Below are 19782 nucleotides of genomic sequence, written 5' to 3' on the forward strand. Positions count from 1 at the left end.
GGAACGTCTGCCGCGTGTGGCCTGGGTGGGGGCGCAGCGTGTACGGATCACCGGAAGAGACGCTCGCGCGGATCGAAGAAGATACGCGTCGGGCGCAGGAACGCGGCGAGAAGCTGCCCGTGCTGCAGGCCGCCATCGCCGATGTACGAGCGAAGGCCGTGGCACGCACCCGGGACATCTCGGTCGAGGTGGACGCGGCGGGGGTTGTGCGCGACCTCGAGATTGCCGACTCGGCCCTTGAGCGCGGGGGCCGACGCGTCAGCGCTGAAGTGATGGAGCTGATCGCGAAGGCGACGAAGAACGCCCGCGTTCGCACCCTGGAGGTGACCACCGAGATCATGGGCGAATCCGACCCCATCGTCGGCGTCGTGGCCGCGGAGCTCATTCCCGACCAGGAAGACGACGGAGTGACGCGCCGAGGAGGGCTGCGATGAGCCAGCAGATCCGGATGGATGCGGACATTCTGCTGCAGCACGCCTCGCGCGTGCAGCAGCTGGCCTCGGATGCTGCCGAGGCCGCATCGGCGATTCAGAGCGTCAACCTCGGCGGAGGGGCGTTCGGCGTTCTCTGCGCCTGGATCGTTCCCCCTGTCGGAATGGTGTCGGGGGCGGTCTCTCAGCACATCAGCGGCGCGGAGGGCGTCCTCGAACGCACGGGGCAGGAGTTACGCGCGGTCGTCACCGACTTCGACACGTTCGAAGAGACCGTCATCCAGGTGACGAAGCACCTCGAGGGAGGCCTTGGATGAGCAACTCGCTCGTGGCGGCTCCCGTGGATACGACATCCGCGTTCTCGGGAGCCTTCCTCGTCACCGATGGGCAGGCTCTGGCCGATGCCATCCAGAGCGGCAACTGGGTCGAGGGAGGGATCGCGGGATTCTCGGCCGCGATGAACACCGTCGCCGCCGTGATGGACCCCATCGGCACGCTGATCGCCAACGGCCTGGGGTGGCTGCTCGACCACATCGAGCCGCTCAAGGGATGGCTGAACGATCTCACGGGGAACGCGGCCGAAGTCCAGGCATTCGCCGCAACCTGGAGCAACGTGGGCGCCCGGATGAGCGAGCTCGGCGTCACCGCGCAGAACCGGCTCGCTGACCTCGACGGGCTATCGGGTGAGACCATCACCGCGTACACGGCGCACGTGCAGGGGCTGTCGCAGCACCTCACGACCTCGGGCCAATGGGCGGGGGCGATCTCGACGGGCTTGTCGATGGCGTCGTCGCTCGTGCAGATGACCCATGATCTCGTCCGAGACGCCATCAGTCAGATCGTCGGCATGGCGATCTCGGCCGCCATCACCGCCGTCGCAACCGTCGGTCTCGCAACACCCGTGATCGCGGCGCAGGTCGGCTCGCGGGTCTCCGCGCTCGTCCCGCGCATCAGCAAGACCATCACCACCGTCGTGAACGCCTTCACGAAGCTCCGCGGGCTCGTCGACGAGCTGAGCGGCATGGCGGGCAAGGCGTTGCAGTTTTTGACGAAGTGGGCCGGGGGCGGCAAGGGCTCCAGCACGGTACACGCCGCGGAAACTGCAGCCGAGAGCCTCGTGCGCCATCCGACTCAGTTGGACGTCGACTTCACGTACAACCCGAAGCACAGTCGCCCCGAGTGGGATCGTCAGATCACCAACGCTCAGGACGTCTTGGACAACACGACGTTCGAGACATGGCTGCAGCGGAGGGATGAGTTCACCGGGGACCGCTCGAGCGCAGTGAAGGCCGAACAGGCCGCGGTGAGAGAGGTCGCCCTGAGTGACGCGATCGCCCAGCGCGTGCGGTCTGGCATGCCGTACGACGAGGCGGAGCAAGCTGCCCTTGAGTGGATGAAGTCTCAACATGCCATCCATCGGTTGGATGCTGTGGCTGGCGGGGATCCCCTCGACTTCGACGGAGTCGGGGATGCCGCTGTCAACTCATCAATCGGTTCTCAATGGCGGTCACGCGTCCCGGATCTCGAGCAAGCGGTTAGAGACATCGCTGCGACTATGACGCCGGAGCAACTCCGGAACACCCTCCTCAACATCAAACTCGGCGGATAGGATTTCGATGATGAGTGTCGAACTGTTTAGAGATTTCGTGCCGGTTGCCCCGGTTCCCGAGGCGGTCATCGACCGATACCGCCCGTCGGTAGAGCCGGCTCTCGTCGAGCTGTGGCAGGCGCAAGGATTCGGCCTGGCTGCCGACGGGTTCCTGCGCGTGGTGAACCCGGATTACTACACCTCGATGATCGGAGAATTTCTTCCCCGGTCGGACATGATTCCGGTCCTCGCCACGGCCATGGGGGACGTGGTGGTCTCGTTCGACGGGAAGTACCGCGTCCTGCAGTTCCGCTATGCCCGGGCAACCGGCGGAGTCGGATCGAGTCTGGACCTCATCGGACTGTTCGCAGCCCAGGAGAGCTGGCTCAACAGATTCATGGACTACGCGCCGTACGCCGAGGCTGCCGTGACGTATGGCTCACTCAACACCCTCGAGGATTTCGATTACATCTATGCGTACAAGCTTCCGTTGCCTGCAGGAGGTCCAGAAGGGGTCGAGTACCTGACCCGTTCCCGCATTTTCGAGCACATCGCGTTCACCACGCAGCTTGCGGGGCCGATTCCGTTTGCGAGTTGATCATCGAACTCTTCGCGACCGCCTCTAGGGAACCCGCACGCACCTTCTTTTCACTCTTTCGCCCCGGCGACGCTCAAAAGGTGGACGCGAGAGGACGTGGGCTCCTGCTGCAGGCACTCGCCAATAAAGACCTGCCGAGTAGATACAGCCTCGGCCACTTCTTGCTCGACGAGGGCGCCCCCCTCACGGCTGGTGATGGTGGGGCAACCGCTCTTCACGTCCTCTTCGGTCAGGTCTCCCACGACGTCGGAGAAGACGCGCGCATCGCGCGACGTCTGATCGATGCCGGCGCCGATATCAACGCGCTGGACGATAACGGACGCGTCCCTTTTCTTGAAGTCCTCAACATGAAGTACAGCGACGAGGACCTGAATCCGATCTACGACCTGTGGTTCGAGCGTGAAGATGCCGATTTCACGTTGGTATCGGTACACGGAGTGTCCCCGATCAGTTTCGCCAAGAAGCTCCCGTTCCGCGGCTCCGTCGTGGACCGGATGGAGAGCTATGTCCACTCGCATTCGTCGCCGTCCTCGCCATGAAATACTCCGACGACCAGCCCTAGACGGTCTATAACCTCTGGTTGGCGCAACCGAACCCCGACTTCACTACGGCATCGCGCTTCGGGCTCTCCTCTTTGACCGCCGCCAAGAAGCTCTCGTATCGGAGCGCGATCCTGGCTCGGATGGAAGCGTCTCTGCGCGACCACGCATGATTGCGGCAGGATCGCACTCTCCCACCGGAACCGGATCACCCTCCCCCGTCAGTCGAGCACCAGCTCGATGTTCCGGTGATCCCGGAAAACCCTCACCACCAGCTCGAAGTACGTCTCCCCTGCCCCCGACTCGAGCGCAGCGAGGGCGCGCTGAGCGGTGGCCGCGGAGTAAACCTCCGGCCGGGCGAGCTTGGCGCGGTAGTACTCGCGCGTCGCATCGATCCCCAGCGCTTCCCGCGCGATGTCAGCCCGCTTCCACACCACCAGCGCCGACTCCGCCCCGTTGAGCACCCCGAACCCGCCGTACAGCAGGTCGTCGAGGGCATCGAGGCTCTCGCCCAGCGTCCACTCCTCGTCGGGCATGAACACGCGGTTAAGTTCGGCGTAGAGCGACGGGATGCCGTGGATCGTCGTGCCGTCGATCTCGATGGTGCGTGGGGTCATGGAATCCCTTCTTCTGGACGGTGGGAGCGAACGACGAAGGGCCGGACGCCCACGGCATCCGGCCCTCTCGTACGAACCTCGCTCGGAGGTTCCGGACGACTAGTTGCCGCCGTTGATCACCGACAGGTACGAGCCGAAGGGGCGCGAGGTGTCGAGATCGGCGAAGTCGTCGGCAAGGCCCTCGTGAGGCGTGTTCTCGTTCTTCATGGATCAAGTGTCCGCGAGAGGCCGTCGCCACGGAGGGCGCTTGACAAGCGACCAATATTTCGCCTAGCTAACTACTCATCCCTCTAGAGATTGGATGCGCCGCTCCAGGTAACCGACGACGTCGACCGCGGCCAGAGCGAACAGGATCACGATGCGCGCGGTGGTCATAGCGACATTGTCCGGGGGCGCTTCGGCTCCGATCGTGACCGACCGGGTTACGCCGGAAAACCGGCAGATGACGGGTGCAAGACATTTGGGATGAGTGCGATTCACGGGCGCTACGGTTCCCTCAGGAGGCATCCATGACTCGACCCCGCACGGTGACCCACACCTACACGCTGGCGGGCGGATGGCAGAAAGCGCATCACGCGCCCTTGACGGCAGAACTCGCCGAGAATCTGCGCCGCTCCGGCGTGACCATGGTCCGCGCGCGTCGAGGCATGTTCGGCAGCCGCGAGATCTCGCTTCGCGACTACCCACCGCGGCGAGCGGGAGCGCCCGTCGTCCCGCGCTGAGAACCGGCAGCGAGCGGGACGGAGGCGGCCGACCCCGGGGGCCTGGATGCTCGACGCGAAGACCCGCCCGGCCCCGGCGAATGAGTGCGCGCATGATCCGCACACGGGCCTCCGGGTCAGTGCGCCTCGCTGCGGACGCGCGGCTGCTCCACCGCTGGCGAAGTTCACCGATCTGTTTCGCCGTGATCACCACCACCAGTCCTACGAGCGAGAACCGTCAGTGACCGGGGCGGAGCAGCCCGCTCTCGTACGCCGCGATCACCAGTTGCGCGCGATCGTGGGCCCCGAGCTTGAGCATCGTGTTCTTCACGTGCGACTTCGCCGTGTGCGGAGAGATGAACAGCTGGGCGGCGATCTCGTCATTCGAGTGCCCGCGCGCGATGAGCAGCAAGACCTCGCGTTCGCGATCGGTCAATGCCTCGAGCGACGGGGGCGCACCCACCGGCGCGGGAGCCGCGCGCACCCAGGTCTCGATCAGCGCGCGCGTGGCCGTCGGAGAGAGCAGGGCTCCCCCCTCGTGCACCGCTCGCACCGCCCGCACGATGTCGTCGGGCTCGGCGCCCTTGCCGATGAACCCGCTCGCCCCGGCCCGCAGAGCCGAAACGACGTACTCGTCCTCCTCGAAGGTGGTCAGGATGAGCACCCGGGTGTCGGTGAGGGCCGGGTCGGCGCAGATCACCGCGGTGGCGTCGATGCCGTCCATCCGCGGCATCCGGATGTCGCACACGACCACATCGGGTCGGAGGTGCCGGGCGAGCGCGACAGCAGTCTCGCCGTCGACGGCCTCGCCCACGACCGTGATCCCGTCGGCTGCGTCGAGCAGATCGCGAACGGCGGAGCGGATGAGCGACTGGTCGTCGACGACGATCACGGTGGTCACGGGGCGGTCTCCGATCGAGCGGCGGCGGGGAGGGGAAGACGCGCGGCCAGCCGGTAGCCGCCGGGGGCGAGGCCGGCGTCGAGCTCACCGCGCACGGCGTCGACGCGCTCGCGCAGACCGACGAGCCCGAACCCCGACGTCGGCGGTGCGTCCTCGGGGTCGGGCATGCGATCCAGGGGGTTCGTGACGACGACTTCGAGAACGTCCCCGTCGCGACGCATCAGGACGTGCGCGCGGCGCGTGCTGCCGTGCTTCATCGCGTTCGTGAGGCCCTCCTGCACGACGCGATAGGCCACGATGCCGATTCCGATCGGGATGCCGGAGGCCTCGGCATCCGTTCCGATCTCGTCGCGCACCACGACGTCCCACCCCGCCACGCGCACCGACTCGACCACCTCGGTGACGCGTGCGAGCCCGGGCTGCTCGAGGGCCACGGCCTCGTCGGGGGTGCGGAGCACGCTGAGCATCCCGCCGATCTCGCCGAGCACGTCGCGCGAGGTGGTGCGGATGGTGGCGAGCGCCTCACGTGCCTTCTGGGGGCGCGTCTCGAGAGACGACGACGCGACGCCGGCGTTGAGGCTGATGACCGAGATGCGGTGCGCGACCGCGTCGTGCAGGTCGCGCGCGATGCGCAGGCGCTCCTCGGTGACGCGCCGACGGGCCTCGGCCTCACGGGTCTCTTCGGCCCGTCGTGCCCGCTCCTCCACCGCTTCGACGTACGCGCGTCGCGATCGGGATGCGTCGCCGACGGCGCCCGCGAGGGCGAGGGCGAGGGCCACCTGAAGAAAACGCGTGTCCATGCCGGTGACGAGCGTGATGGCGATGCTCACCCCCGCCACGACCATCACGGCCACGAGGCCAGCCGGGACCGACACCCGCCGGGTCGTGCGCTGGGCGACGGCGTACATCGAGACGATCAGCGCGAGGGTCGCGCCGGGAGAGAGGGTTCCCAGGCTCAACGCCCCCAGGTACAGCGCCGCGCACGCGGCGAGCGCGACCCGGGGACGCACGCGCCGCAGCGGCAGCACCGCGGCCGGAAGCAGCACCAGGACAAGGGCGAGGGTGTTCGCCGGACGCATCTCGGCGACGGGGATGGGCGCGAACGCGGGCCCGACGATGAGGAAGGCGAAGCCGAGGTCGACGAGCCACGGACGCGCCACCCGCATCGCGCGACGCGCGGGCATCGTCGATCCGGGGGCGCTCACCCGACCAGTCTGTCCCCTCCCTCCCCTCCCGGCGATCGCCCCGGCGGGTCATTGCCGAATACCCCCGTAGGGGGAGGCGTCTTCCCCGGCGGTGGGACGCGGCATCCGGGGTCCGAGCGCGAGGGTGAGGTCATGGCATCCGATCCTGCTCCCCCACTCCTCTCGGTCACCGACCTGCACAAGTCGTACGGCCGAGGTTCCGCCCGCTTCGACGCGCTGCGCGGGGTGACCCTCGACATCCAGCGCGGCGAGAGCATCGCGATCCTCGGTAAGAGCGGCTCGGGCAAGTCCACGCTCATGCACCTCTTGGCACTGATGGACGCACCTACGCGCGGCACCGTGCGCCTCGACGGAGTGGATGCCACGACCCTGCGCGGACGCCGGCTGAACCGCACGCGCAACAAGACCTTCGGTTTCGTGTTCCAGCAGTTCTTCCTGACGCCGACCGCGTCGGTGTTCGACAACGTCGTGCTGCCGCTGAAGATCGCCGGGGTGGGACGCGCCGAGCGCAAGCGTCGAGGGCTGGCCGCCCTGGCCGAGCTCGACATGGGCGACAAGGCCCGCAACAAGGCCACCGCTCTGTCGGGCGGACAGAAGCAGCGCGCGGTGATCGCGCGGGCGCTCGTGAACGACCCGCAGGTGATCTTCGCCGACGAGCCCACCGGCAACCTCGACTCGGCGACCGGAGCGGTCGTGGAGGACATCCTCTTCCGCCTCAATCGCGAGCACGGCATCACCCTGATCGTCGTGACGCACGACGAAGACCTGGCGGCGCGGTGCGACCGCCGCGTGCAGATCCGCGACGGCCTGATCGTCGCCGAAGAGCGGAGCGCGGCGTGAAAATCCTCGACCTCGTCGGCACCGCCGTCGCCAACACCTTCCGCTCGAAGACCCGCACGATCCTGACGGTGCTGGCGATCTTCGTCGGCGCCTTCACCCTCACCATCACCAACGGGCTCGGAACCGGCATCAACGCTTTCATCGACAGCACCGTGAGCGCGATGGGCGCCTCGGACGCGCTGACCGTGACGAAGACGAGCACCGACGCCGCGGCATCCACGGGTCCTCAGAAATACGATCCGGATGCCATCTCGTCGGGGCGTCAGGCGGGCCCTCCGAGTACCTCGACCGAGGTCACGGCGCTCACCGATGACGACGTCGCGGCGATCGGGGCGCTCCCGGGCATCTCGCACGTGGAGCCGGTGAGATCTGTGACGATCGACTACGTTCAGGCGGCGGGCGGGGATCCGTACGTCGCACGGGCCGGGAGCCTCGTGGCGGGACAGACGCCGCAGCTGGGAGCGGGGGCAGCGCCCGACGACGGTTCCGAGACGTTGGAGGTCGCCCTGCCCGACGCCCTGGTGGCGCCGATGGGCTTCGCCGACGCCGAAGCGGCCGTGGGTGCCACCGTGACCATCGCGGTCACCGATCCGGTGCGCACGCGACACACGGTCGAGGCGACGGTGACCGGGGTGACCGAGGAGGCCTTCGGCAGCACCACGACGCTCACGACGAACGCCGCGCTCGAGAATGCCCTGTCGGCCGCGCAGAACACCGGCGTCCCCGCCGACCAGCTCGACCGGTACGCCTCGGCGAGCGCGACGATGGCAGCGGGTGCGAACGTGACCGACGTGAAGGCCGCGCTCACCGACGCCGGCTACACCGGCACGACGGTCGCCGATCAGCTGGGCACCTTCGAAGCGGTGATCAACGGGATCGTGCTGGTCCTGAACGCCTTCGCGATCATCGCACTGCTGGCCGCGAGCTTCGGCATCGTGAACACCCTGCTCATGTCGGTGCAGGAACGCACGCGGGAAATCGGCCTGATGAAGGCGATGGGCATGGGGAGCGGACGCGTGTTCACGCTCTTCAGCCTCGAGGCGATCTTCATCGGTCTGCTGGGCAGTGCGCTCGGCGCGGTCGTGGCGATCGGGGTGGGGACGGCGGTCAGCGCCCAACTCGCGACGAGCCTGTTCAGTGACCTACCCGGCCTGCAGCTCATCGCCTTCGATCCGGTGTCGATCGTCGTGACGACGCTGGCGGTGATGGGGATCGCTTTCCTCGCCGGAACATTGCCGGCGGCGCGTGCCGCGCGCGCCGACCCGGTCGAGTCGCTGCGATACGAGTGAGACGAGGGCCGGTGCGCGGGGACTCCCCGCACCGGCCCTCGACGCGTCGACCGGCGTAGCGTGGGTCCCGCCACTCGACGCCGAGGGAGAACATGGACGCCGACGTCATCATCATCGGAGCAGGGCTCGCGGGCCTCGTCGCCAGCAATGAGCTCGTGCGTGCGGGAAAGCGCGTGATCATCGTCGAGCAGGAGAACGCCGCCAACCTGGGCGGGCAGGCGTTCTGGTCGTTCGGCGGGATCTTCCTCGTCGACTCCCCCATGCAACGCCGTCTCGGGGTCAAGGACTCGTTCGAGCTCGCCTGGCAGGACTGGCAGGGCTCCGCCGGCTGGGACCGCCTGGACGGCGCGCACCCCGAGGACGAATGGGCGCAGAAGTGGGGGCGGGCGTACGTCGAGTTCGCCGCCAGCGAGAAGCGCGCCTGGCTCCAACAGCAGGGCGTGAGGTTCACCCCCGTCGTCGGCTGGGCGGAACGCGGGTCGCTCAGCGCCGGGGGCCACGGCAACTCCGTTCCCCGCTTCCACGTGCCGTGGGGAACGGGCACCGGGATCTCGGAACCCTTCGCCGAAAAAGCGAGAAAGGCGGATGCCGTCGACCTGCGGTTCCGCCACCGGGTCGACGAACTGGTCTTCACCGACGGCGCCGTGACGGGCGTGCGCGGCGCGATCCTCACCCCCGACGATTCCCCGCGCGGGGTGTCGTCGTCACGTGAGGTGGTCGGCGAGTTCGAGCTCTCGGCGCAGGCCGTCGTCATCGCCTCGGGCGGTATCGGCGGCGACCACGAGCGAGTGCGCCGCTGGTGGCCCGATCGCCTCGGCACTCCCCCGCGCACGATGGTCACCGGCGTCCCCGCGCACGTCGACGGACGCATGCTCGACATCGCCGCCGACCAGGGCGTGCGGCTGGTGAACCGCGATCGTATGTGGCATTACACCGAGGGGCTGCAGAACTGGAACCCCGTGTGGCCGGGTCACGGCATCCGGATCCTGCCCGGTCCCTCCTCGATGTGGCTCGACGCGCGCGGTCGCCGGTTGCCCCTCCCGGGGCTGCCCGGGTACGACACCCTCGGCACGCTGAAGATCCTGCGCTCGACGCCCGACCTCGTCGACTACGACTACTCGTGGTTCGTGCTCGATCAGACGATCATCAAGAAGGAGTTCGCGCTGTCGGGGTCGGAGCAGAACCCCGACATCACCGACCGCGACCTGGCTCTGCTGCTGCGCACGCGGCTCGGGCGTGCCGCTCCCGGCCCGGTCGAGGACTTCAAGCGGGAGGGAGCCGACTTCGTCGTCGCCGACACCCTGGCCGAGCTCGTGCGCGGAATGAACGCCCTCACCGGAGACGACGTCCTCGACGAGGACTCGATCCGCCGGCAGCTCGAGGCGCGTGACCGCGAGGTCGTGAACCCGTACTCGAAAGACGCTCAGACCATCGGCATCCAGAACAGCCGACGTTTCCGCGGCGATCGACTCTTCCGCACGGTCCCCGCCCACGCGATCCTCGACCCCCGCCACGGCCCACTCATCGCCGTACGGCTCTGGATCGTCACGCGCAAGACACTCGGCGGCATCCAGACCGACCTCGACGGCCGCGCCCTGAACGGATCCGGGATGCCGATCCCCGGGCTCTACGCGGCCGGCGAGGCCGCGGGCTTCGGCGGCGGCGGCGCCCACGGGTACAACGCACTCGAGGGGACCTTCCTCGGCGGGTGCCTGTTCACCGGGCGGACGGTGGGGAGGGCGTTGGCGGGGCGTCTGTGAGCCGGAGTTCACCGACCGCCTCCTGCGTCATCGCGCGCAGCCAGAGCGATGCCGGATCGGCTTCGACCCGCTCGTGCCACCGTTGCTGCACGGTGGCCTTCGGCAGGTCGACGGGAACCTCGTGCACGCGCAAGGGCACCCCGCGCTCGGTCAGGTGCCGGGCGAGCACCGAGGGGATGAGGCACAGCACGTCGTCCTCGAGCGCCATCAGCGCACCGACCGCGTAGGTCGGGACCACAGCGACGACGCGCCGGCTCCGCCCCCGCGCTTCCAGGGCCTCATCGAGCGGACCGCGGTCGAGTCCGCGGCGCGATGCCGAGACGTGCGGCACCGCGCACAGCTCGTCGAGATCGAGCCGCGGCATTCGTCCGATTCTCGATGCCGCCGAGACCACGGCGACGAAGGTGTCGGCGAAGAGGACGGATGCTCGCACGTCGGGCGGACCGGGATCGACGACGCCCACGTCGAGATCGAGGGTGCCATCGCGCAGGAGTTCGACCGTCTTGGACTGCTGCGCCACGAACCGCAGCTGGACGTGCGGGGCACGGGTGGCGACCAGACGCGTGAGCCGCGGCGCGAGCACGGGCGACAGGGCGTCGTTGATGCGGATCGAGAACGTTCGGTGCCACGCGGACGGGTCGTCGTCGGCGGGGCGCCGGAGGCGTTCGATCTCCTCGAGGAGAGACCGCACGCGCGGCGCCGTCCGCAGCGCGAACGGGGTGGGAACCATGCCGCGGCCCGCGCGCACGAGCAGCGGGTCGTTCATCGTCTGACGCAGACGCCCTAGCGCCCGACTGGTAGCGGGCACGGAAAGATGCAGACGCTCCGCGGCCAGCGACACGCTGCCCGTCCGCAGGAGCGCGTCGAGTGCGCGCAGGAGATTGAGGTCCATCTGTTCGATCGCCACCTTCGTCATTGTGTCTGACGCAATGACAGTTTGCATATGTTGCGCTTTCTGAAACCCACTCCCAGGGCGACGATGGATCCGGCGCGAGATCGAGCCGCCCCCTGATCCCGGAGGTCCCCATGTCCAGAGTCATCCGCCCCCGCGCCTTCGGCGGTCCCGAGGTCCTCGAGGTGGTCGAGATCGACACCCCCGAGCCCGGCCCCGACGAGGTCGTCGTGCGCGTGCGCGCTGCCGGTGTGAACCCGCTCGACTGGAAGCTCTACAGCGGAGCCTTCCACGACGTGGACGACGACGAGAAAGAGGAGGCCGGATTGACCGAGACGCTTCCGGCGCTCGGCATGGATGCCGCGGGAACGGTCATCGCGGTCGGCTCGAGCGTCGAGGGCACCGCGGTGGGCGACGATGTCATCGTCTATCCCGCGCACGCGGCGTATGCGGATCACGTCGTCGCACCCGTGGCATCCCTCATTCCCAAACCCGCCGCGCTGGGCTGGGCGGAGGCCGGGTCGCTCATGCTCGCGGGCCTCACCGCCGCCCACACCCTCGCGGCGACCGGGCTCGTCGCACGAGAGACCGTGCTCGTCCACGGCGGCGCGGGCGGAGTCGGACTCATGGCCGTGCAACTCGCGAGGCAGCTCGGCGCGCGGGTGATCGCCACCGCCTCAGCCCGTCATCACGAGCTGCTGCGCGAACTCGGCGCGATCCCCGTCGAGTACGGTGCGGGACTCGCCGATCGAGTGCGCGGCGTCGCGCCGGACGGAATCGACGCCGCGATCGACACCGTCGGCACCGACGAAGCGCTCGACGTCTCGCTCGCGCTCGTCGCGGATCCCGCCCGCATCGCCTCGATCACGGGCTCGGACCGACGCCACGGCAGCGGCATCAAGCTCCTCGGCTATGGACCGGGTCAGGATGCCGGCACCGCCTACCGACTCTCGTTCCGGGAACGCCTCGCCGAGCTCGCGGCGAGCGGCCAGGTGCGTGTGGTCGTCGCGAAGACGTTCCCCCTGTCCGACGCCGCGGCAGCGCACGCGTTCGGGCAGGCGGGGACGGGGACGGGAAAGATCGTTCTCGTGCCCTGAGCCTCAGCCGCCGACGAAGCGGCGCGTACCCTCGGCGATCTCGCGCGAGAGCGTGTGGTGCAGGTAGTGCTCGCCCGCCATCGGCACCATCTCGCCCCGGTCGACGGATGCCGCCTGGGCGCGGTGAAGGTCGACCCATCCCTCGACGTCGTCGTCGGCCTCGCGCGCGAACAGCAGCACCGGGAGGTCGGCGGGGAAGCGTCGACCTCCCGCGTCGGCGAAATTCGTCGATGCGTGGGCCATCTCGTCGAGCACGGTCGGCGCCGCGGAGTTCGCGTTCGTGAGCAGACGCATCTGCTCCCTCTCGTTCGCGCCGTAGGGCAGTCCCTCGTACGGGTCGGGGGCGAGCGCTCGAAGGGCGCGGGTGAGGCCGAGAGTGTTCAAGAGGGCGAGGGAGTCGGTCGCGATCGGTTCGTCACCGCCGGGTTGGTCCGGCACGCTGCTGTCGATGCCGACGAACGCCGTCACCTCATCGCGATACGCCTCGACGTAGGTCAGCGCGTAGATGCCCGAGATCGAGTGCCCCATGAGCGCGTAGCGGTCGACGCCGAGGTACTCCAGCGCCGTGTGCACCTCGCTCGTGATGTTCGCGGCCGTGCGCGGTACGTCGGTCTGATCGCTCAGCCCGGTTCCGAACGGCTCGACGGCGACGACGCGGTACGTGTCGTCGAGCTGGTCGATGAGCGGGGCGAAGTCGAGGCCGGGTGCCGCGGTGCCCAGGCCCGGCAGCAGCACGATGGTCTCCGCGTGGTCACCGCTCACGACGACGTTCATCGAACGACCCCCCACGGGAACCCGCTGGCCGTACGGGGTGATCTCCGCGGCCTCGGCGCGGGTGGCCACGGCGTTGACGGCGGCCGTGGTGGCCAGCGTCGCCGCGAGGACGCCGACGATCACGACGGGTGGGAGCAGGAGGGCGAGGCGGGTGGACTTCTTCACGGGGATCCTTCGGGTCGAGGTTCCTCCAGTCGACCAGTGGCTGCCCGTGGGCGGGAGAGCCGTCGGTCACCACTCGCGGTGACATTTGTCACCGAAACCACGACAGAGGGCCCCGCGCGATGCGGGGCCCTCTGTGAAATGGCTGGTCGTGTGGGCGTCAGGCCCGCGCGGCCGCCGAAGTCATGGGGCACTCGAACGGGTCGCGAGCGGCGAGCCCCACCTGGTTCAGGTAGCGGATGACGATGCCGTACGACTCGAACAACGTGGTCTCGACGTAGGGGACGTTGAGCGTCTGGCTGTGCTCCTTGACGATCGCACGGGCCTTGCTGAGGTGCGGGCGCGGCATGTTCGGGAACAGGTGGTGCTCGATCTGGTAGTTGAGCCCGCCCATGAGCCAGGTGGCCCACCAGCCGCCGGTGATGTTGCGCGAGGTGCGCACCTGCTTGCTGAAGAAGTCGAGCTTCGCATCGGGAGCGATGACGGCCATGCCTTTGTGGTTCGGCGCGAACGACGCGCCCATGTACAGACCGAACACGGCGAGCTGCACGCCGACGAAGGCGAAGGCCATGCCGAGCGGCAGGAAGACGAACACCGGAGCCACGAAGACCGCGAAGCGCAGGGCGATGAGGCCGAGCTCCGTCCAGCGGCCCTTGACCGGCTCCTTCGAGAGCAGGTGGCGCAGACCGATGAAGTGGAGGTTGGCGCCCTCGAGCGTGAGCAGGGGGAAGAACGCCCACCCCTGGCGCTGGGTGATCCAGCGCTGCAGGCCGCGTGCCTTGGCGGCATCGACCTCGATGAACGAGATCGTGTCGATCTCGATGTCGGGGTCTTTGCCCACGCGGTTGGGGTTGGCGTGGTGGCGGGTGTGCTTCGAGGTCCACCACGACAGGCTCATGCCGACGACACCGGCCGCGAGCCACAGCGCGAGGCGGTCGTTGGCTTTACCCGAGGAGAAGATCTGCTTGTGCGCGGCCTCATGGGCGAGGAACGCCACCTGGGTGAACAGGATGCCGAGGGCCGCGGCGATGAGCAGCTGGAACCAGCTGTCGCCGAGCAGGACGAAGCCGGTGATCGCCCCGCCGAACCCGAGGGCGAGGACGGTCCCGACCAGGGCGTAGAACCGTCTGGCGCGAACAAGCAGGCCCGTCTCACGGACGACCTGCGACAACTCCGTGTAGGCCTTGGCCATGGGCGGGAACTCCGTCGTTCCCTTGTAGGTCTGACGGATCGGTCCCATCCGGGACTCGATGACGGGTGCAGCCAATGCGTGCTCCTCGGTGGGGGTGACCGAAGTCTCGAAGCCGGGGGCAGATGCCGACGACTTGTTGGCCACGCTACGGGGGGCGTATGCGCTCAGGCGTATACGGCGACGCCGTGATCCCCGGAATTCCGCATGTTCCGGGTCGATGGCGGTGGCGTTGCCCAGGCGATTGCCAGTCTCGGGCCGTTTTCGGGGCTGCTGCGCGGTGGGTGAGCTGGTCGTGAGGGTCGACGTGGATCTCGAGGAGGACGGCGGGGCCGGGGGCTCCCTAGGCTGACGGGCACTGGCATTTCGTCGGCCACGTTCGCGTCCTGGCTGTGTCTGACGACGCGGCGGTGGCCGACGGCCGCCCGTTCCAGTTCATCGCGGCGACGTCGGGGTACCCCTGGCGATGGCACGGCGCCGACGCGATCCTGCTGTTCTTCGAACCCGAGACGCGTACGGCGGTGTTGACGTTCGACTTCTCGTGATCGGGCGGACGGGGGTGGTTCGACCGGCCGCGCCTCAGAGCTGGTCCGAGTGCCCCTCGATCTGCTCCCGGCGGTACGTGCGCTGTGCGGAGAGGACTGCGCCGCGGATGACTAGCCACGACACCAGGGCCGAGATCCCACCGATGATCACGATGGACGGAAGCGCGATCATGAACTCGTCGAAATCGAACATGAGGCTCACCCGATGGGCGCTGCGGTGACGAGCTCTCGGACATCCCCCGAGAAAAGACGAAGGGCCGGAAACTTTTACGAGTTCCGACCCATTCCGTCGGGATGACAGGATTTGAACCTGCGACCCCTTGACCCCCAGTCAAGTGCGCTACCAAGCTGCGCCACATCCCGTTACCCGCGAGCGGGCAACTCCCCTATATTAGCCCCTCGCCGACTCCCCCGCGAACCAACGGCCACCCCGGGCGTGTGCGCACTCCCTTGTCGATGTCGGAACCCCTCGCTACGGTCTCGGGCATGACGATCGAGATCCTCCCCGCCACCGGCGACCGCTTCGACGACGCCGAGACGGCGCTCGACAGCGGAGACGGTCCCGGCTGCCAGTGCCAATGGTGGCTGCTCACGAACGCCGAGTTTCAGAAGACCTCGCGCGACGACCTCACCGCGCGATTTCACGCCGAGATGCACGGCGATCGCGCTCCCGGACTCATCGCCTACGTCGACGGCGAGCCCGCGGGCTGGGTACGCGTCGGTCCCCGCATCGACCAGGCGCGCCTCCTGCGTACACGCGACGTCACGACCGCGACGGACGAGCCCCTCGACGCCGACGACGTCTGGTCGATCTCGTGCTTCGTCGTTCGCACGACCCACCGCGGTCAAGGCCTGATGAAGAGGCTCCTGGATGCCGCGGTCTCCACCGCCCGCGAGGCCGACGCCCGCGTCATCGAGGCGTATCCCCTCGACACCACCGTCACGAAGCGCTCCGCCAACCAGCTGTATCGCGGCACCGTGTCGATGTTCGAGAAGGCGGGCTTCGACATCGTCGATCGCCCCAAGCCCGATCGCGCCCTCGTCTCGCTGAGCCTGCGCGAGTGAGAGCCCGTCCTACGATGGAGGTTCGCCGACGAAAGACCTGACATGACGGATGCCGCGACCACCGCACGCGTCGATGCGTGGCTCTGGGCGGTGCGCGTCTACAAGACCCGGTCTGCGGCGACCACCGCGTGCCGCGCGGGGCACGTCCGGGTCAACGGTGAGCGGGCCAAGGCCGCCCAACCTGTGCGCCCCGGCGATGAGTTGCGTGTGCGCATCCAGGGCTTCGACCGGATCCTCGTCGTGAAGAAGACGATCGCGAAGCGTGTCGGCGCGGCCCTCGTCGCGGAGTCAGTGGACGACCGCACTCCCCCGCCGCCCTCGAAAGAGAGCATGCCGTTCGTTCCGGTGCGCGATCGCGGCGCCGGTCGCCCCACCAAGCGCGACCGCCGCGACATCGAGAAGCTCCGCGGCCGCGACCCTGACTGACCGCGCGTCACAGCCTCGGCAATCCCCACAACCTCAGCCGCCCCCCGGCCCCGCCAACTGACCTTGTGCGAATCTCAGACCCTGAGCACGCCCCGCCCCGCGCAACCTCCACAATTCGCACAACCTCAGCCGACCCCCGGCCCCGCCGGCTGACCTCGCACGAATCTCAAACCTCGTGCACCCGCCGCCCCGCACATCCCGGCACAACCCCCACACCCCAGCCGAACCGCGCCCCCGCCAACTGACCTTGCGCGAATTTCAGAAGGAGCGCGACCGCCGCGACATCGCGAAGCTCCGAAGCCGCGACCCCGACTGACCGGCGCGTCACAACCTCGGTAACCCGCACAACCCCAGCCAAGCAGCGACCCCCGCATCTGATCGTGCGCGAACCTCAAACCTTTTGCACGCGCCGCCTCAGCACGCCCCGCACAACCTCCACAATCCGCACAACCTCAGCCGACCCCCGGCCCCGCCAACTGACCTTGCGCGAATCTCAAACCTTGTGCACGCGCCGCCTCAGCACGCCCCGCACAACCTCGGCAATCCACACAACCTCAGCCGACCCCCGGCCCCGCCAACTGACCTTGTGCGAATCTCAGACCCTGGACAGGCGCCGCCCCCGCACGCTCGCAGAACCTCCGCAATCCGCACAACCTCAGCCGACCCCGGCCCCGCCAACTGACCTTGCGCGAATCGCCGACCCAGCGACACCGCTGACCCAGCGACACCGCTGACCTAACGACACCGCAGACCCCTCGCCGCACGCACGACGTCGGGGCGGTGACGCCCCGCAGCCGTCAGTCCAGCTGATCCAACAACCAGCGCGCACCGCGCACGCTCGCCCCGAGCTCCTCGACGCGCGCCGACAGCTCGCGGTCGCTCGTCACGACGACCACCGGGCGGCACGCCCCCGCGACCTCGCGCACGACCGCGACGATCTCGTCGTCGCCCTCGCCCGGCGCGTGCCGCACCTCGACCGGGGGTGCCACCGGCTCGGCAGACCGCGCCTGGCCCTCCAGCACCGCCGTGACCACCGGGAACCAGCGCGTCGCGGACAGCCCGAGCGCCTCGGCATCCACTCCCCGCTCCGCCAGCCGCGAGAGCTTCGTAACCAAACGGGTCGCGGCACCGGCGCGATCCTTCCACCACCCGTCGGGAACCGAACCCATGACGTTGGCCACGTCGACGACGATCGCCGGCCGCGCGGTGAGCGCTTGGCGCAGGGCCGGCCACGAGGCGGCGAAGCCGGGGTGCAGCGGCAGGGAATCGACGTCGTCGACGGCGACCCACTTCAGGGCGACGCTCTCGGGATCGCTGATCACGGGCTCGAACGGGGTCGTCACATCGGCGACGAGAGTCGAATACGACCAGATGCCGAGGTCGAGAACGCTCTCGAAGCGCGCACTCACGGCATCCGCCGGCACTCCCGCCTCTTCGCCCGATTCGCGCAGGGCGCCGTCTCGAGCGGATTCGCCCTCGTGCCGCGCGCCACCCGGCAGGGCCCACGTGTTGCCGAAGTGGCTCCACGAGACGCGATGCTGCAGCAGCACTCCGCGCTCGGGGTCGAGGGCGAGCAGCCCCGCGGCGCCGAAACGACCCCAGTACTTCTCGCCCGTGGGCGCGACGACCCAGGCATCGCCCGGGTCGCGAGGCCCGTGCGGGCGTCGCGGCTCACCGGGGGCGGGGGGCTCGATCGTCATCGTCTCCAGCCTGGCACACACAGGACCGACGGTCCCCGCCGAGCGTCACGAGACGCCATGAGATCACCCGCGCCAAGGCACATACCGCGCCGAGAAGCGCGATATGACCGCCACCCCTCGGCCGCGGGGAAGTCCGACTTGCCTGGAGTTGCCAGAATCGTCGGATGGAGTACGAATTCGACGACGACCCCGAACGGATCGACCGCGACGCCATCTGGCAGTGGCTGAGCACCGAGGCGTACTGGGGGCGCTGGCGCACCCGAGCCGACGTCGAGGCCCAGCTCGACAGCGCATGGCGCGTGGTCGCGGCGTACCGCCGCGAAACGGGCGAGCTGGTCGGCTTCGCGCGGGCGATCTCCGACGGCGTCGGGTTCGCCTACCTGGCCGACGTGTTCGTCCTCGACGGGCACCGGGGCCACGGCCTCGGCAAGGGCCTGGTCTCGCTCATGATCGATGAGGGCCCCGGCCCCCACTTCCGATGGACGCTCTTCACCAGCGACGCGCACGGCCTCTACCGCCAGTTCGGTTTCGCCGAGCCCGACCAGACGGCTCTCGTCCGCCCCGCGGCGCCCCTCTGAGACACCGGATGCCGGCTCCCCCCGCCGACGCCGCATCCCGCTGACACGTCGGTCGCCGCCCGTCATCCCCCACCGCCGAGGCCGCGCGCGAGTGGATCGCCGGGCCCACGGCATCCGGAACGACGAGCGCCGATGTATCAGGCGTCGAAGCGCGCGCCCTCCGCCCGCGGCCCCTGGAGCGTGAAGACGAAGAGAACCAGGACGCCGATGAGCGGCACCACCCCGATGAACACCCAGAAGCCGCTGTGACCGGTGTCGTGCAGGCGCCGCACGAGCACCGCGAACGTCGGGACGATGGTTGCGAGGGCCCACACGAGCCAGATCGTCCCGAGGACCACCCCGAGCGGTCCGGTGACGGTCGTCGAGCCATCGGCTTCGATACGGATGCCATCGGTCAGCGTTGGCAGCGCGTTCAGCACCGTGCCCACGACGGCGGCGGTCAGCACCCACCACCAGTACTCGCTGCGGCTCGCGCGCCCACGGAAGGTGGCGTACTTCTCGAAGACGCGGCGGACCGCAGCGCCCAGCGGCGCGCCGTAGTACGGCTGGTCGAGCGGCGGGGCGGCGGTGGTCATGGGGTCTCCCGGCGTCAGTGGAGGGCGGATGCCACGGCGTCGCCGTCGCGAGAGCACTGTATCGACCACCCGGTCCGGCCCGACCCCGCTTGCGCTCATGCCCGTCCGTGCCTCACGGCACCCACCGCGCGCGAGACGGCATCTCGCTGACACACCCACGTCAGCCTGCAACCGACTCGTCAGCGAGCTGCAGTCTCGCGCGACATACGGGCCCGCAGTCGCAGCGCACACACGCCGCCGCCCCACCGCCGTGCGCGCGAGGCACACGCCCCAGCACGCGAAAGCGCCCCGACCCCCATGTAGGGACCGG

Annotated in this window: 23 protein-coding genes and 1 tRNA gene; 14 read left to right on the forward strand and 10 right to left on the reverse strand. The window is 68.9% G+C overall.

Translation table 11 applies throughout. The annotated features are described in order from the left end of the window. Positions 1–38 precede the first annotated feature (38 nt). The 5 genes from AB6V29_RS11045 to AB6V29_RS11065 are packed head-to-tail and all read left to right on the forward strand — an operon-like array spanning position 39 to position 3156. The gene (locus AB6V29_RS11045; RefSeq protein ID WP_369358639.1) at positions 39–434 is read left to right on the forward strand and encodes a YbaB/EbfC family nucleoid-associated protein; all 396 of its coding nucleotides are present in this window, start codon (positions 39–41) and stop codon (positions 432–434) included. Next, positions 431–748, forward strand: coding sequence for a hypothetical protein (locus tag AB6V29_RS11050; protein ID WP_369358640.1), 318 nt, complete (start codon positions 431–433; stop codon positions 746–748). Before AB6V29_RS11045 ends, AB6V29_RS11050 begins: the two co-directional genes overlap by 4 nt. Then, entirely contained in the window at positions 745–2040 is a 1296-nt protein-coding gene (locus AB6V29_RS11055; RefSeq protein WP_369358642.1) for a polymorphic toxin type 15 domain-containing protein, read from the forward strand. Before AB6V29_RS11050 ends, AB6V29_RS11055 begins: the two co-directional genes overlap by 4 nt. A gap of 10 nt (positions 2041–2050) precedes the next feature. Continuing rightward, positions 2051–2617: a GAD-like domain-containing protein gene (locus tag AB6V29_RS11060; protein WP_170210601.1), complete on the forward strand. Its 567-nt coding sequence runs from the start codon at positions 2051–2053 to the stop codon at positions 2615–2617. Continuing rightward, complete coding sequence (locus AB6V29_RS11065) at positions 2614–3156, forward strand: hypothetical protein (RefSeq protein WP_369358645.1); 543 nt, start codon at positions 2614–2616, stop codon at positions 3154–3156. Before AB6V29_RS11060 ends, AB6V29_RS11065 begins: the two co-directional genes overlap by 4 nt. Positions 3157–3377: 221 nt before the next feature. Here AB6V29_RS11065 and AB6V29_RS11070 read toward each other — a convergent pair whose 3' ends face one another. Then, positions 3378–3773 (reverse strand): barstar family protein, encoded by a 396-nt coding sequence (locus tag AB6V29_RS11070; protein ID WP_267786685.1) that lies wholly within the window; start codon positions 3771–3773, stop codon positions 3378–3380. Positions 3774–4282: 509 nt separating this feature from the next. Here AB6V29_RS11070 and AB6V29_RS11075 point away from each other — a divergent pair. Continuing rightward, positions 4283–4495: an alternative tryptophan synthase beta-subunit gene (locus tag AB6V29_RS11075; protein ID WP_369358648.1), complete on the forward strand. Its 213-nt coding sequence runs from the start codon at positions 4283–4285 to the stop codon at positions 4493–4495. A gap of 217 nt (positions 4496–4712) precedes the next feature. On the opposite strand, the gene AB6V29_RS11080 is transcribed toward AB6V29_RS11075, so the two are convergent. Further along, positions 4713–5375, reverse strand: coding sequence for a response regulator (locus tag AB6V29_RS11080; RefSeq protein WP_369358650.1), 663 nt, complete (start codon positions 5373–5375; stop codon positions 4713–4715). Then, the gene (locus AB6V29_RS11085; protein WP_369358653.1) at positions 5372–6580 is read right to left on the reverse strand and encodes a sensor histidine kinase; all 1209 of its coding nucleotides are present in this window, start codon (positions 6578–6580) and stop codon (positions 5372–5374) included. The genes AB6V29_RS11080 and AB6V29_RS11085 overlap by 4 nt, the downstream gene beginning before the upstream one ends. 132 nt (positions 6581–6712) lie before the next feature. Between AB6V29_RS11085 and AB6V29_RS11090 the strand changes: the two genes are divergently transcribed. The 3 genes from AB6V29_RS11090 (at position 6713) to AB6V29_RS11100 (ending at position 10469) form a co-directional block, all read left to right on the forward strand. Further along, positions 6713–7420 carry an ABC transporter ATP-binding protein gene (locus AB6V29_RS11090; RefSeq protein WP_369358656.1) on the forward strand — a complete coding sequence of 236 codons (708 nt, stop codon included), beginning with the start codon at positions 6713–6715 and terminating at the stop codon, positions 7418–7420. After that, a complete protein-coding gene (locus AB6V29_RS11095; protein WP_369358657.1) occupies positions 7417–8709 on the forward strand; it encodes an ABC transporter permease in 1293 nt (430 codons plus the stop codon). The genes AB6V29_RS11090 and AB6V29_RS11095 overlap by 4 nt, the downstream gene beginning before the upstream one ends. Before the next feature lie 92 nt (positions 8710–8801). Continuing rightward, positions 8802–10469: an FAD-binding dehydrogenase gene (locus AB6V29_RS11100; protein WP_369358659.1), complete on the forward strand. Its 1668-nt coding sequence runs from the start codon at positions 8802–8804 to the stop codon at positions 10467–10469. Here AB6V29_RS11100 and AB6V29_RS11105 read toward each other — a convergent pair. Next, positions 10426–11376 carry a LysR family transcriptional regulator gene (locus AB6V29_RS11105; RefSeq protein WP_369358661.1) on the reverse strand — a complete coding sequence of 317 codons (951 nt, stop codon included), beginning with the start codon at positions 11374–11376 and terminating at the stop codon, positions 10426–10428. The two genes, AB6V29_RS11100 and AB6V29_RS11105, sit on opposite strands and share 44 nt — an antisense overlap. Before the next feature lie 119 nt (positions 11377–11495). Between AB6V29_RS11105 and AB6V29_RS11110 the strand changes: the two genes are divergently transcribed. Then, positions 11496–12458 (forward strand): NADP-dependent oxidoreductase, encoded by a 963-nt coding sequence (locus AB6V29_RS11110; RefSeq protein WP_369358663.1) that lies wholly within the window; start codon positions 11496–11498, stop codon positions 12456–12458. A gap of 3 nt (positions 12459–12461) precedes the next feature. Here the strand turns inward: AB6V29_RS11110 and AB6V29_RS11115 are convergent, their stop codons facing one another. Both AB6V29_RS11115 and AB6V29_RS11120 read right to left on the reverse strand, forming a co-directional pair. Next, positions 12462–13397 (reverse strand): alpha/beta fold hydrolase, encoded by a 936-nt coding sequence (locus AB6V29_RS11115; RefSeq protein WP_369358664.1) that lies wholly within the window; start codon positions 13395–13397, stop codon positions 12462–12464. Positions 13398–13554: 157 nt separating this feature from the next. Then, positions 13555–14634, reverse strand: a complete 1080-nt coding sequence (locus AB6V29_RS11120; protein ID WP_267789386.1) for an acyl-CoA desaturase — start codon at positions 14632–14634, stop codon at positions 13555–13557. Between the two features lie 341 nt (positions 14635–14975). Between AB6V29_RS11120 and AB6V29_RS11125 the strand changes: the two genes are divergently transcribed. Next, positions 14976–15128 (forward strand): hypothetical protein, encoded by a 153-nt coding sequence (locus AB6V29_RS11125; RefSeq protein ID WP_369358665.1) that lies wholly within the window; start codon positions 14976–14978, stop codon positions 15126–15128. A 34-nt stretch (positions 15129–15162) separates the two neighbouring features. Here the strand turns inward: AB6V29_RS11125 and AB6V29_RS11130 are convergent, their stop codons facing one another. Beyond that, a complete protein-coding gene (locus AB6V29_RS11130) occupies positions 15163–15321 on the reverse strand; it encodes a hypothetical protein (RefSeq protein WP_369358666.1) in 159 nt (52 codons plus the stop codon). A gap of 96 nt (positions 15322–15417) precedes the next feature. Next, positions 15418–15491 (reverse strand) — tRNA-Pro (locus tag AB6V29_RS11135). A gap of 123 nt (positions 15492–15614) precedes the next feature. Between AB6V29_RS11135 and AB6V29_RS11140 the strand changes: the two genes are divergently transcribed. Further along, the gene (locus AB6V29_RS11140; RefSeq protein WP_369358668.1) at positions 15615–16193 is read left to right on the forward strand and encodes a GNAT family N-acetyltransferase; all 579 of its coding nucleotides are present in this window, start codon (positions 15615–15617) and stop codon (positions 16191–16193) included. 42 nt (positions 16194–16235) lie between these two features. After that, positions 16236–16619 (forward strand): RNA-binding S4 domain-containing protein, encoded by a 384-nt coding sequence (locus AB6V29_RS11145; RefSeq protein ID WP_369358669.1) that lies wholly within the window; start codon positions 16236–16238, stop codon positions 16617–16619. A gap of 797 nt (positions 16620–17416) precedes the next feature. Here AB6V29_RS11145 and AB6V29_RS11150 read toward each other — a convergent pair. Beyond that, on the reverse strand, positions 17417–18319 hold the full coding sequence (locus AB6V29_RS11150; protein ID WP_267786667.1) for an NUDIX hydrolase: 903 nt from the start codon (positions 18317–18319) through the stop codon (positions 17417–17419). Positions 18320–18483: 164 nt separating this feature from the next. Here AB6V29_RS11150 and AB6V29_RS11155 point away from each other — a divergent pair, with 164 nt between their 5' ends. Next, complete coding sequence (locus AB6V29_RS11155) at positions 18484–18897, forward strand: GNAT family N-acetyltransferase (protein ID WP_369358672.1); 414 nt, start codon at positions 18484–18486, stop codon at positions 18895–18897. Between the two features lie 137 nt (positions 18898–19034). Here AB6V29_RS11155 and AB6V29_RS11160 read toward each other — a convergent pair whose 3' ends face one another. Continuing rightward, on the reverse strand, positions 19035–19472 hold the full coding sequence (locus AB6V29_RS11160; RefSeq protein ID WP_369358675.1) for a DUF805 domain-containing protein: 438 nt from the start codon (positions 19470–19472) through the stop codon (positions 19035–19037). Between the last annotated feature and the right edge of the window lie 310 nt (positions 19473–19782).

Source organism: Microbacterium sp. 20-116, assembly GCF_041079415.1.
In the GTDB taxonomy this organism is placed as follows: domain Bacteria; phylum Actinomycetota; class Actinomycetes; order Actinomycetales; family Microbacteriaceae; genus Microbacterium.

Coding starts and splice junctions, on each gene's coding strand:
- AB6V29_RS11050 (WP_369358640.1), top strand. CDS start 431: ATGAGCCAGCAGATCCGGATGGATGCGGACATTCTGCTGCAGCACGCC.
- AB6V29_RS11055 (WP_369358642.1), top strand. CDS start 745: ATGAGCAACTCGCTCGTGGCGGCTCCCGTGGATACGACATCCGCGTTC.
- AB6V29_RS11060 (WP_170210601.1), top strand. CDS start 2,051: ATGAGTGTCGAACTGTTTAGAGATTTCGTGCCGGTTGCCCCGGTTCCC.
- AB6V29_RS11070 (WP_267786685.1), bottom strand. CDS start 3,773: ATGACCCCACGCACCATCGAGATCGACGGCACGACGATCCACGGCATC.
- AB6V29_RS11075 (WP_369358648.1), top strand. CDS start 4,283: ATGACTCGACCCCGCACGGTGACCCACACCTACACGCTGGCGGGCGGA.
- AB6V29_RS11090 (WP_369358656.1), top strand. CDS start 6,713: ATGGCATCCGATCCTGCTCCCCCACTCCTCTCGGTCACCGACCTGCAC.
- AB6V29_RS11100 (WP_369358659.1), top strand. CDS start 8,802: ATGGACGCCGACGTCATCATCATCGGAGCAGGGCTCGCGGGCCTCGTC.
- AB6V29_RS11110 (WP_369358663.1), top strand. CDS start 11,496: ATGTCCAGAGTCATCCGCCCCCGCGCCTTCGGCGGTCCCGAGGTCCTC.
- AB6V29_RS11120 (WP_267789386.1), bottom strand. CDS start 14,634: ATGGGACCGATCCGTCAGACCTACAAGGGAACGACGGAGTTCCCGCCC.
- AB6V29_RS11130 (WP_369358666.1), bottom strand. CDS start 15,321: ATGTTCGATTTCGACGAGTTCATGATCGCGCTTCCGTCCATCGTGATC.
- AB6V29_RS11140 (WP_369358668.1), top strand. CDS start 15,615: ATGACGATCGAGATCCTCCCCGCCACCGGCGACCGCTTCGACGACGCC.
- AB6V29_RS11145 (WP_369358669.1), top strand. CDS start 16,236: ATGACGGATGCCGCGACCACCGCACGCGTCGATGCGTGGCTCTGGGCG.
- AB6V29_RS11150 (WP_267786667.1), bottom strand. CDS start 18,319: ATGACGATCGAGCCCCCCGCCCCCGGTGAGCCGCGACGCCCGCACGGG.
- AB6V29_RS11155 (WP_369358672.1), top strand. CDS start 18,484: ATGGAGTACGAATTCGACGACGACCCCGAACGGATCGACCGCGACGCC.
- AB6V29_RS11160 (WP_369358675.1), bottom strand. CDS start 19,472: ATGACCACCGCCGCCCCGCCGCTCGACCAGCCGTACTACGGCGCGCCG.